The organism is Thermomonospora cellulosilytica, from assembly GCF_014138835.1.
GTDB classification, from domain to species: Bacteria; Actinomycetota; Actinomycetes; order Streptosporangiales; family Streptosporangiaceae; genus Thermomonospora; species Thermomonospora amylolytica.
Genome location: NZ_JACJII010000001.1, coordinates 3,477,745 through 3,489,519, shown reverse-complemented (window position 1 = coordinate 3,489,519; position 11,775 = coordinate 3,477,745). Strand labels below are relative to the sequence as shown.

10 protein-coding genes are annotated in these 11,775 nt (G+C 74.1%); 9 read left to right on the top strand and 1 reads right to left on the bottom strand.

Features of this window, described 5'->3' with window-relative positions:
- Positions 1 to 156: 156 nt before the first annotated feature.
- From HNR21_RS16505 to HNR21_RS16465, 9 genes are all read left to right on the top strand, one after another.
- The gene (locus HNR21_RS16505; RefSeq protein ID WP_182705903.1) at positions 157 to 1,107 is read left to right on the top strand and encodes an alpha/beta hydrolase; all 951 of its coding nucleotides are present in this window, start codon (positions 157 to 159) and stop codon (positions 1,105 to 1,107) included.
- Positions 1,100 to 2,311: an acyltransferase family protein gene (locus HNR21_RS16500; RefSeq protein ID WP_182705902.1), complete on the top strand. Its 1,212-nt coding sequence runs from the start codon at positions 1,100 to 1,102 to the stop codon at positions 2,309 to 2,311. The genes HNR21_RS16505 and HNR21_RS16500 overlap by 8 nt, the downstream gene beginning before the upstream one ends.
- An 87-nt stretch (positions 2,312 to 2,398) precedes the next feature.
- Positions 2,399 to 3,520, top strand: coding sequence for a PucR family transcriptional regulator (locus HNR21_RS16495; protein WP_157996136.1), 1,122 nt, complete (start codon positions 2,399 to 2,401; stop codon positions 3,518 to 3,520).
- A 97-nt stretch (positions 3,521 to 3,617) separates the two neighbouring features.
- Positions 3,618 to 4,526 (top strand): ACP S-malonyltransferase, encoded by a 909-nt coding sequence (locus HNR21_RS16490; RefSeq protein ID WP_182705901.1) that lies wholly within the window; start codon positions 3,618 to 3,620, stop codon positions 4,524 to 4,526.
- Complete coding sequence (locus HNR21_RS16485; protein WP_119731327.1) at positions 4,523 to 5,506, top strand: beta-ketoacyl-ACP synthase III; 984 nt, start codon at positions 4,523 to 4,525, stop codon at positions 5,504 to 5,506. The genes HNR21_RS16490 and HNR21_RS16485 overlap by 4 nt, the downstream gene beginning before the upstream one ends.
- A gap of 56 nt (positions 5,507 to 5,562) precedes the next feature.
- Positions 5,563 to 5,826 carry an acyl carrier protein gene (locus tag HNR21_RS16480; protein WP_119731328.1) on the top strand — a complete coding sequence of 88 codons (264 nt, stop codon included), beginning with the start codon at positions 5,563 to 5,565 and terminating at the stop codon, positions 5,824 to 5,826.
- 81 nt (positions 5,827 to 5,907) lie between these two features.
- Positions 5,908 to 7,173, top strand: coding sequence for a beta-ketoacyl-ACP synthase II (fabF, locus tag HNR21_RS16475; protein WP_182705900.1), 1,266 nt, complete (start codon positions 5,908 to 5,910; stop codon positions 7,171 to 7,173).
- Positions 7,174 to 7,204: 31 nt separating this feature from the next.
- Positions 7,205 to 8,647 (top strand): acyl-CoA carboxylase subunit beta, encoded by a 1,443-nt coding sequence (locus HNR21_RS16470; RefSeq protein ID WP_182705899.1) that lies wholly within the window; start codon positions 7,205 to 7,207, stop codon positions 8,645 to 8,647.
- Between the two features lie 238 nt (positions 8,648 to 8,885).
- Positions 8,886 to 10,790, top strand: a complete 1,905-nt coding sequence (locus tag HNR21_RS16465) for a HEAT repeat domain-containing protein (RefSeq protein WP_182705898.1) — start codon at positions 8,886 to 8,888, stop codon at positions 10,788 to 10,790.
- Between the two features lie 387 nt (positions 10,791 to 11,177).
- Here the strand turns inward: HNR21_RS16465 and HNR21_RS16460 are convergent, their stop codons facing one another.
- Positions 11,178 to 11,672: a DUF3145 domain-containing protein gene (locus HNR21_RS16460; RefSeq protein WP_119731331.1), complete on the bottom strand. Its 495-nt coding sequence runs from the start codon at positions 11,670 to 11,672 to the stop codon at positions 11,178 to 11,180.
- Positions 11,673 to 11,775 lie beyond the last annotated feature (103 nt).

The window sequence follows — 11,775 nt, the reverse complement described above, 5'->3', positions numbered from 1 at the left end:
GGTCAGACGATCCTCGCTTCGCTGCGGCCGTCTGACCCGCGTCACCCCCCGGTATGACGATCAAGGACGGCACCTGGAGGCGATGCCCGCGACGGCGGCGGATTCCTACCTTCCCAGCAGTGGACGAACCACCGCTGACCTGGGAGGACATCGCCGATGCGCAACCTTGTGCCCCGGCCGGGCGGGCCGGCCGCCGTAGCGGCGATGGCCGTGCTGCTGCCGGTCGCCGCCACGACGCAGGAGACCGCGGAGTACCCCGGCCCGAGCCCGCTGCCGGGGCTGTCCGCCGGGACGCTCGACGCCCGGTACGACGCCGTGCGCCGGGACGTCGCCCGGGGGCTGGAGGCGGCGCGGCGGGCCGGTGACGAAGACCGGGTGCGGGCGCTGTCGGCGTTCCTGCGGCCGGACCGGCGGTTCCTGGCGTTCGACGCCCGGGGCCGGGGGCGGGCCGTGGAGGTGCTGGGCGACCTGGCCGCCGCCGACCGGGTGGCGGTCGTGGTGCCGGGCGCGGACGGCTCACTGAACGGCTTCGACGGCGCCAAGTTCGCCGGCGGCGGGTCGCTGGCCCTGTACCGGGAGGCGCTGCGACTGTCGCCGGGCACGCGGCTCGCGGTGGTCGCCTGGCTCGGCTACGACTCGCCCGCCACGTTGAGCACCCGCGTCCTCACCGCCGGGCGGGCCACCGGCGCCGCCCGCGAGTTGCGGCGGTTCCTGGCCGGTGTGCGGCGGGTCAACGGCACGGCCGGGGTGTCGCTGCTGTGCCACAGCTACGGGTCGGTGGTGTGCGCGAAGGCGGCCCCACATGTGAGCGCCGACGACATCGCCCTGTACGGAAGCCCCGGCACCGGCGTGGACCGGGCCTCCGACCTGCGCACCACCGCACGGGTCTGGGCGGCGCGCAGCGACGGGGACTGGATGGAACTGGTGCCTCACGTCAGGTTCCTCGGCGTCGGGTTCGGCACCGATCCGGTGTCGCCCGCGTTCGGCGCCCGCGTGTTCGACGCCGGTGACGGACCCCACAGCGGCTACCTCCAGCCGGGCTCGACCGCACTGCGGCACCTGACCCTCATCGCCCTCGGACGCCACCAGGAGATCCCCCATGTCTGACTCCGTTCGCCTGGGGGACGCCCCCGAGACCTCCGGAAGAGGAGATCGGCAGCGCTCGTCCGCCCCCCGCTCGCTGGTGGCCAAGATCGTCGCGGCGACCCCGCCGGGCCGTGACCGCGCCGTCGACGCCCTGCGGGCCATCGCGATCCTGGGGGTGGTCCTGGGCCACTGGCTGGTGACCGCGCTGGTGGCCCCGCCCGGCGACGACCCGGCCCTGCGGGTGACCAGCCCGCTGAAGGAGATGCCGTGGCTGGCCCCGGTGTCGTGGGCGTTGCAGACCCTGGCAGTGTTCTTCTTCGTCGGCGGCTATGTGGGCGCGCGGGCGTACAAGCCGGGGACCGCGTACGGGAGCTGGGTCCGCGGCCGGATGGTCCGGCTGCTGCGGCCCGTGCCGGTGCTGCTGGTCGTCTGGGTGCCGGTGTCGGCGGGGCTGCTCGCGGCCGGGTACGACGGGCAGACCCTGCGCTCGGTGATCAAGCTGGTGCTCAGCCCGCTGTGGTTCCTCCTCGTGTACGCCGCGCTCACCGCCCTCACCCCGCTGGTCATCGCGCTGTGGCGGCGGCTCGGCTGGACCGCCGTGGCCCTGGCCGCCGCCGCCGTCGCGGCCACCGACCTGGTCCGGTTCGCGTTCGACGGCCCCGGCTGGCCGGGCTGGGCGAACGTGCTGACCGGCTGGCTGGTGCCGTACCTGCTCGGCGTCGCCTGGGCCGGCGGCGCGCTGGACCGCCGGATCGCCGCCGGGCTGCTGGCCGGGGGCGCGGCGGCCGCCGCCGGGCTGATCCTCGTGGCGGGCTACCCGGCGAGCATGGTCGGGGTGCCGGGCGCGGCCGTGTCCAACCTGAACCCTCCGACGCTGGCCGCGGTCGCGTTCGGCACGGCGCAGGTCGGGGCGGCGGTGCTGCTGCGCGACCGGCTCGCCCGGCTGATGGACCGGTCCCGGTGGTGGGCGGTTGTGGTGGTGACCAATCTGGCGGCGATGACGATATTCCTCTACCACCAGACCGCGATGCTCGCGGTGACCCTGGCGGGGCGCGCGTTCGGGGTGCTGCCCGGCCTGCACACCCGTCCCGACGAGCCGTTCTGGGCGGTGGAACGGGTGCCGTGGCTGCCGGTCTTCGCCGTCGCGCTGGCGGTCGCGGTGGCGGCGGCGCATCGGTTCGAACACCCCCGCCACGCCAAGGCTGTGAAGGGTCACAGCAGGTGAGGCGTCCGGTGATGGCACCCTTGTCACGTGGACGGCACAGACGACGACGCGATCCGGGCGGCGACCGGCAGACGACTCGAACAGGCCATGGGCACCTTCGGCACCCTCGCCCTGGCCAGCATGGAGGAACGGCTCCCCTGGTTCCGGCGGATGCCCGCCGACCAGCGGTCGTGGATCGGGCTGGTGGCCCAGGCGGGCATCGCCGCGTTCGTGGAGTGGTTCAAGAACGCCGAGGCCACCCAGCCGGCCATCGCCGGCGAGGTGTTCGGCACCGCCCCCCGCGAACTGCTGCGCTCGATCAAGCTCAAGCACACCATCGACATCATCCGCGTGATCATCGACGTGGTGGAGGACCGGCTGGACGAGCTGGCCGCCCCCGGCGGCGAGCACCAGCTCCGTGAGGCGATCCTGCGCTACACCCGGGACGTGGCGTTCGGCGCCGCCCAGGTGTACGCGCAGGCCGCCGAGACCCGCGCCGCCTGGGACGCCCGGCTGGAGGCGCTGGTGGTCAACGCGGTGCTGCGCGGCGAGGTGGACGACGGCATGCACTCGTGGGCGGCGGCGCTGGGCTGGACCGCCAAGCCGGTCAGCGTGGTCGCCGGGTACACCTCGCTGGAGGAGGAGCCCGAGGTCACCATCGACCAGATGCAGCTGGCCGCCCGCCGCGCCCGGGTCGACGTGCTCGCCGGGGTGCAGGGCCGCCGGGTCATCGTGATCATCGGCGGGGCCGAGGACCCGATGGAGGCGGCCCGGCCGATCGCCGCCAAGTGCGGGCCCGGCCCGGTGGTCGTCGGCCCGGTGGTCCCCGACCTGTACGGCTCGTCGATCTCGGCGCAGGCGGCGCTGGCCGGGCTGCGCGCCGCCGCCGGCTGGCCGGACGCACCCCGCCCGGTGTCGGCCGCCGACCTGCTGCCCGAACGGGCCCTGGACGGCGACGAGTCGGCCCGCCGGCACCTGGTGGAGCAGGTCTACGAGCCGATGTGCAACGCCGGGGCGCCGCTGCTGGACACCCTCACCACCTATCTGGAGCAGGGCTCGTCGCTGGAGGCGACGGCCCGGCTGATGTTCGTCCACCCGAACACGGTGCGTTACCGGCTGCGCCGGGTGACCGAGCTGACCGGCCTGTCCCCCACCGACGGGCGGCACGCGTTCACCCTGCGTCTGGCGCTGGTCCTGGGCAGATTCGCCGAGCGCCGCGCCGGAACGTGACCGGACGGTCCTTGTAGGCACCCTCCAAAGCCCCACCCGCAAACTTCGTGGCGATCGGCATCGGCGGGGCGCCGGACCACCCGGCAGGGTGAATTACGTGATTGTCATAGCATCGCCCGGCCAGGGCGCCCAGACCCCAGGCTTCCTGCAGCCATGGCTCGACCTGCCCGAGGTCGCCGACCGGCTCGCCCGCTGGTCGGAGGTGACCGGGCTGGACCTGGTGCGCTATGGCACCACCGCCGACGCCGAGGAGATCCGCGACACCGCCGTCGCCCAGCCGCTGCTGGTCAGTGCGGCGCTGGCGGCCGCGGCGGCGCTGGGGGCCACCGCGGACGTGGTGGCCGGGCACAGCGTCGGCGAGCTGGCCGCCGCCGCCATCGCCGGGGTGCTCTCCCCCGAGGACGCGCTGCGGTTCGCCCGGGAGCGCGGGCGGGCCATGGCCGAGGCCTCGGCGGTGACCGAGACCGGGATGACCGCGGTGCTCGGCGGCGACCCCGACGAGGTGCTGGCCGCCATCGACAAGCACGGCCTGACCCCCGCCAACATCAACGGCGCCGGCCAGGTGGTCGCCGCCGGGACGATGGAACGGCTGGCGCGGTTCGCCGACGAGCCGCCCGCCAGGGCCCGGCTGCGGCCGCTGTCGGTGGCCGGGGCGTTCCACACCGAGCACATGGCGCCCGCCGTGGACCGGCTGGCCGCGCTCGCCGCCGAGCTGCCCGCCGCCGACCCGCAGGTCCGGCTGCTGTCCAACCGGGACGGCACGGTGGTGACCTCCGGCCGCGAGTACGTCGACCGGCTGGTCGCGCAGGTCAGCTCGCCGGTCCGGTGGGACGCCTGCATGGCGACCATGCGGGAGCTGGGCGTCACCGCGATCATCGAGCTGCCGCCGGCCGGCACCCTGGTGGGCCTGGCCCGGCGCGAGCTCAAGGGCGTCGCCACGCTGGCCCTCAAGACCCCCGACGACCTGGCCGCGGCCCGCGAGCTGATCGAGGCGAACGCCCGATGACCGCATCCGAACCCGCCGCCCGGCTCCGCCTGCCCGACACCGTGCCCGGCACCCGGATCCTGGCGTTCGGCGACTACCGGCCCGCCAAGGTCGTCACCAACGACGACCTGGCGGCGACCATGGACACCAGCGACGAGTGGATCCGCAGCCGGGTCGGCATCGCCGAGCGCCGGGTCGCCGCCGAGGACGAGACCGTCGTCGACATGGCGGTGCACGCCGGCGGCAAGGCGCTGGCCGCCGCGGGGCTGTCGCCCGAGGAGATCGACCTGGTCATCGTGGCAACCTGCTCGGCCGAGACGATGATCCCCAGCAACGCCGCCACCGTCGCGCACCGGCTCGGGATCCGCGCGCCCGGGGCGTTCGACCTCAACGCCGCCTGCGCCGGGTTCTGCTACGCGCTGGCCGCCGCCGACTCGGCGATCCGCACCGGCGCCGCCCGCAACGCGCTGGTGATCGGCGCCGAGAAGATGTCGCAGTGGGTGGACTGGACCGACCGGTCGACCGCGATCATCTTCGCCGACGGGGCCGGCGCCGCGGTGGTCACCGGCGCGCCGGACCCCGGCATCGGCCCGGTGGTGTGGGGCAGCGCCGGCGACCAGGCCGACAAGATCCACGTCAGGGACCGGCACTCGTTCATCGTCCAGGAGGGCCAGTCGGTGTTCCGCTGGGCGACCACCGCGATCGCCCCGGTCGCCGCCGAGGCCTGCGAACGCGCCGGGATCTCCCCCCAGGACCTGGCCGCGTTCGTGCCGCACCAGGCCAACCTGCGGATCGTGGAGTCCATCGCCCGGCGGCTGAAGGCCGCCAACGCGGTGGTGGCCGACGACATCGTGTACTCGGGCAACACGTCGGCGGCGTCCATCCCGCTGGCACTGGCCCGGATGATCGAACGGGGGCAGGTTCCCTCCGGTGCTCCGGCGCTGCTCATCGGGTTCGGCGCCGGGCTGACCTACGCTGCCCAAGTCATCCAGATCCCGTAGGCCCGCGCCGCCCGGCGACGAGCCTGCGTTCCCCAACAACAAGGAGAGTTCCGCACATGCCCGCAGCCACCGAGCAGGAGATCCTGGCCGGCCTCGGCGAGATCGTCGAGGAGACCGTCGGCATCCCGGCGGCCGAGGTCACCCCTGAGAAGAGCTTCATCGACGACCTCGACATCGACTCGCTGTCGATGGTCGAGATCGCGGTGGCCGCCCAGGACAAGTTCGGGGTGGACATCCCCGACGACGAGCTCCGCAACCTCAAGACCGTCCAGGACGTGATCAACTTCGTCCAGGGTCTGACCGGCGTCAGCAAGGCGTGAGCACGCGCGGCGCGCCGCCCGGGGACGTTCCCGGGCGGCGCGCCCGCCCGACTCCCCCCAGGAATTCAGGAGCACTGACACATGAGCGACAACCAGACCACCGTCGTCGTCACCGGGCTCGGTGCCACGACGCCGCTCGGCGGCGACGTCCCGTCGACCTGGTCGGCGCTGCTGGCCGGCAGGTCCGGGGTGCGCCCGCTGGACTGGGAGGGGATCGAGGAGCTGCCGGTCCGCTTCGCCGCCCAGCTCGCGGTCGAGCCGTCGGAGGTCATGCCCAAGCACAAGCTGCGCAGGCTGGACCGCAACGAGGCGATCGCGCTGATCGCCGCGCACGAGGCCTGGCAGAGCGCCGGGTACGCCTTCGGCGACCACGCGGGCCAGACCGTGGACGGCGACCGGCTGGGCGTGGTGATCTCCAGCGGCATCGGCGGTCTGCACACCGCGCTGAACAGCTACGACGTCTACCGGGAGAAGGGCTGGCAGCGGGTCTCCCCGTTCACCGTGCCGATGCTCATGCCCAACGGCGCCTCCGGCCTGGTGGGGATCGAGTTCGGGGCGATGGCCGGCTCGCACGCGCTGGTCAGCGCCTGCGCCTCCAGCGCGGAGGCGATCGGGTACGCCATCGACATGATCCGGTCCGGCCGGGCCGACGTGGTCATCGCCGGCGGCACCGAGGCGTGCATCCACCCGCTGCAGATGGCGTCGTTCGGGTCGATGCGGGCGCTGTCCACCCGCAACGAGGAGCCGGCCCGCGCCTCCCGGCCGTACGACAAGAACCGCGACGGGTTCGTGCTCGGCGAGGGCGCCGCGGTGCTGATCCTGGAGTCCGAGGAGCACGCCCGGGCGCGCGGCGCGCAGATCCACGCGATCGCCGCCGGCTGCGGCTACTCCGGTGACGCCCACGACATCGTGCAGCCCGACCCGACCGGCAGCGGCGCCGCCAAGGCGATGCGCCGGGCGCTGGCCGACGCCGGGCTGCGTCCCGAGGACATCAAGCACATCAACGCGCACGGCACCTCCACCCCCCAGGGCGACGTCGCCGAGCTGGCCGCCATCAAGGCCGCGCTCGGCGAGGACGTGGCCCGCGGGCTGTGCATCACCGCGACCAAGTCGATGACCGGTCACCTGCTCGGCGGGGCCGGCGCGCTGGAGTCGCTGATCACGGTACTGACGCTGCGCGAGGGCGTGGTGCCGGCCACCATCAACGTCGACGACCTCGATGACGCCGTCGACCTGGACATCGTCCGCGGCGAACCGCGCAAGCTGCCCGACGGGCCGCTCGCCGCGCTGAACAACTCGTTCGGCTTCGGCGGCCACAACGTCGCCGTGGCCTTCCGGCGCGCCTGACGGCGCACCCCGCGATAAGGAGCCAGCCAGCATGACCGTGCTCGAGAACCGGGTCGCCGGCCCGGCACCGGCCCCGCAGGAAGAGATCGACCCGCGGCATCCGCGGCTGCGGCTGGAGACGCTGTTCGACGACGGGTCGTTCCGGCCGCTGACCGACGAGGACGACCGCAGCGGCGTGCTGGCCGGGGTCGGCCGGATCGAGGGGCTGCCGGTGGTGGCGTTCGCCTCCGACCCGCGGGTGCAGGGCGGCGCGATGGGGATGGCCGGCTGCCAGCACATCGTGTCCGCCTACGACCACGCGGTCCGCGAGCGGCTGCCGATCGTCGGGGTGTGGCACTCCGGCGGGGCGCGGCTGGCCGAGGGCGTGGAGTCGCTGCACGCGGTCGGCATGGTGTTCGCGGCGATGACCCGGGCGTCCGGGATCGTCCCGCAGATCTCCGTGGTGCTGGGCGCGGCGGCCGGCGGCGCCGCCTACGGCCCGGCGCTGACCGACATCGTGATCCTGTCCCAGAACGGCAAGATCTTCGTGACCGGCCCCGACGTGGTCAAGTCGGTGACCGGCGAGGAGATCGACATGGCCGGGCTGGGCGGGCCCGAGCCGCACTCCAAGAAGTCCGGCGTGGTGCACGTGGTCGCCAAGGACGACACCGAGGCGCTGGCCCGCGCCCGCACCCTGGCGGTGCTGCTGGGCCACCAGGGCCGGATCCGCCCCGACGACGTGGCGGAACGGGACTTCTCCGGGCTGCTGCCGGACAGCCCCCGCCGTGCCTACAGTGTGATGCCGCTGGTCAAGGGCATGGTGGACAACGCGGACGACGCCTCCTACGTCGAACTGCACCCCAAGTGGGCGCCCAACATCGTCACCGCGCTGGGCCGGCTCGGCGGCCGCACGGTCGGGATCATCGCCAACAACCCGCTGCGGCTGGGCGGCTGCCTGGACGCCACGTCGGCGGAGAAGGCGGCCCGCTTCGTGCGGATGTGCGACGCGTTCGGGGTGCCGCTGGTGGTGCTGGTGGACGTGCCCGGCTACCTGCCGGGCGTCGGCCAGGAGCACGAGGGCGTGGTGCGCCGCGGCGCCAAGCTGCTGCACGCCTTCGCCGAGGCCACCGTCCCGCGGGTGACGCTGGTGACCCGCAAGGCGTACGGCGGGGCCTACATCGCGATGAACTCCCGTTCGCTGGGCGCGACCAAGGTGTTCGCCTGGCCGACCGCCGAGCTCGCGGTGATGGGCGCGGTCGCCGCCGTCCGCATCCTGCACCGCCGCACGCTGGCGGCCGCGCCGGAGGAGGAGCGTCCCGCCCTGGAGGCCAGGCTCGCCGCCGAGCACGAGAAGATCGCCGGCGGCCTGGACCGGGCCCGCGCCCTGGGCGTGGTCGACGAGGTCATCACCCCGGACGCCACCCGTACCGCGATCGCCCGGGCCATCGCCGAGGCCACCCCGGCCCGCGGCACCCACGGCAACATCCCGCTCTGACCCCTGTTCTCCGGGCGGCCCCGCGCGCATCCCGGCGCGCGGGGCCGCCGCATGTCCGACGGAGAAAAGGGGAGGACCGGCGCGTCCTTCGCGGGCTAGGCTCTGCGGTCAGCCGAGTGAAGGAAGATTCGTCATAATCCTGCACGGACTCGATGAGATCGACTGGTCCGCCCTGAACCATCACTACGGTGCGGCCGACGACGTCCCCGGCCTGCTGCGGGCGGCGGCCCGGGGCGATGTGAACGCGCTGGACGATCTGGACGTCAAGGTCTACCACCAGGGCGGCGTCGTGCTCTCCGCCGCCACCGCCTGCCTGCCGTTCCTGGTCGCGCTGGCCGAGTCGGGGGACACGGCGGTACGGACGTACGCGCTGGAGGTCGCGGGACGGCTGGCCGCGGAGGCGGCCCGGGTGCCCGCACGCGCCGTCGACGATGCCTGGCCCGCCGCCTGGGAGGCCGCGCTGCCCCGCCTGCTGGGGCTGGCCGGTGACCCCTGTGTCGAGGTGCGGCGGGAACTGCCCTCGGCGCTGGCGGGATCGGGAGCCGGGCAGGACCGGATCATCGAGGTGCTCCGGGGGCGGTGGCGCGACGAGGAGGATCGTGCGACGCGGCTCGCCATCGTCCAGGCCGTCGGTGAGCTGGCGGGCGGCTGCGGCATCGAGATCCTGCCCGAGACGCTGCTCTGGTTGCGGGAGCTGCGCCGCCATCCCGACCGCCAGATCCGGCTGACGGCGGTGAAGGCCCTGGCCGACGCCCCCGGCTCCCACCGGCCGGGCACCGACCTGGACGTGCTGGTCGAGGCGGTGAACGACGACGTCGACGTCTGGAACGACCTGTGGGGACGCCCCTCGCCGGAGACGGCCGACGAATACGGCGGGCGGGCGGCCTCGCTCCTCGGGTGGATCGACCGCACCCTGGGCGAGGACGTGACGGCGCGCACGGACCTGTGCCTGACGTTCCTGCGGCATGACGACGAGGACCGCCGGATCGGGGCGGCCCAGAACGCCGCCACGGTGGTCGGCGAGTGGCGGTCGGCGGAGGAGCGGCTGCTGCCCGCGCTGGCCGAACGCACGACCGACCCGGTCGGCGCGGTCCGGGCGTACGCCGTGCACGTGCTCGCAGCCGTCCCCGAGTACGGCGGCGACCCGGCGGCCGACCTGCTGGCCGAGCGGCTGGACGACGACCGGCGGATCTCCCGATACGGCGACGCCCGGGTCGCGGACATCGCCGTGTGGGGACTGGCGTGGCGGAAGGACCCCCGCTGCCTGCCGCGGCTGGTGGAACATCTCACCTCTGCGCGGCCGGCGTTCGACTCCACCGAGGTGCACGGTCCCGGCGGCGTGTACACCCTCGACCTGCCGTCCATCCACAAGGTCCTGTCCCCGCTGCGCGACCACGCCGAGGCGCTGCTGCCGGTGATCCGCGACCGCCTGCGGACCGGCGGCCCGCTGTGCCGGGGACTGACCCGCGTCATGGCGGACTGGGGAGCCGTCGCGGCCCCGGCCGTTCCGGAGCTGGTCGACGGCCTCGGCGGCGAAACGCATGTGGAGGTGCTCGAGGCGCTCGGCGCCATCGGCCCCGCCGCCACGGACGCCGTGCCCGCACTGGAGAGGCTGTTGCACCGTCCGCGCGGCCTGCCCGAATGGGCCGCCCGCCGCAACAAGGTGCTCCTGCCGTGGGCTTATTGGAAGATCACCGGCACCCCCGCCCCCGCCGTGGCCGTCGCCGCCGATGCGGCGCCCGCCGATCTCCCTGTCCACGACCTGCCGCGCCTGGCGGAGCTGGGGCATCATGTGGCGTTCCTGGCCGACCGCCTCCGTCCACTGCTGCGGGACCGCGACGACTGGACCCGGACCAGGGCGGCCGCCGCCCTCCACCGCCTGACCGGCGACCCCGCCGAGGCGGCGCCCGTGCTGCGTTCCGCGGCCTGCGAACTCGCTCGTGAACGCCCGCTCCCGGTGCACCGCGCGGCTCTCCGCCATCTGCGGGACATGCCGCCCGAGGCCGCCGAAGCCTGCCACTGGGCGTTGCGCGAAGTACTGGCCTCGGGTCGCCGCCACCGCGTCAACGGCGGCTGGCGAGGCATCGCCGAGGACCGCGAAACCCGCTTCCTGGCCCACACCCTCCTGACCGCCGCCTACTGAACGTCCGTAGGCACGGCCCGCCGCCGGACGTCCTCCGACAGGGCCGAAATGCTCTCGCGGTCCCCATGAGGGGCGGGCGTCATCAGGGTGGGGGTTCTGCATCCGGTCGGCACCGCTCTGACCGTCGTCTTCTGGAACGTCCGCGGGCACGGCCGCCGCTGAGCTTCTGGTGGATTTCCGGCCGGTGCCGAGGCTTGCGGGCGGCCGTTCCGGCGGTGCCGCTGCTCCATGCGATCTACGGGACCGGGGTTCTGCGCGGGCCTGTTGGTCGGGTGTTCTGGGCGCGGGTGCGTTCCTCGGGTGGGTGGGCGTACGGAAGCCGGCCGCACGACGGAACGCCCCCGGGGCTCCGATGATGAGAGCGCTCCAGGGCGGGTGCCTCCGGGGTCAGACGGCGGCGTGGAGCCAGCGGACGGGGGCGCCGTCGCCGGCGCGGCGGAACGGCTCCAGCTCGTTGTCCCAGGGCGTGCCGAGGAGGCGGTCCATCTCCTGTTCGAGGGTGGACTTGCCGGCGGCGACGTTGGCCAGGGCGGCGCGCAGCCGGTCCTCGGGGATCATGACGTCGCCGTTGGCGCCGATGACGCCGGAGAAGACGCCGAGGGACGGGGTGACGCTGAAGCGCACGCCGTCGCAGCCGGGAGTGGCGTCCTCGGTGGCCTCGAAGCGCAGCAGCTTCCAGTTCCGCAGCGCGGACGTGATGCCGGCCGCGGTGCCCGGGCGTCCCTCCCAGTGCAGTTCGGCACGCATGCTCCCGGGAGCAGCGGGCTGATCGGCCCACGTCAGGGACGTGGGCACGCCGAGTACACCTGCGACCGCCCACTCGACGTGCGGGCACAGCGCAGGTGGCGCGGAGTGGACGTAGAAAACGCCACGTGCGGTCACCGGACCTCCTGGATGCGTACCGAGGCTCGTCTTCCCCTACGGCCTCAGAGATCCCAGGACGGCGCCCGCGTGCAACATTGTGCATCATCGGCACGAGTCACAC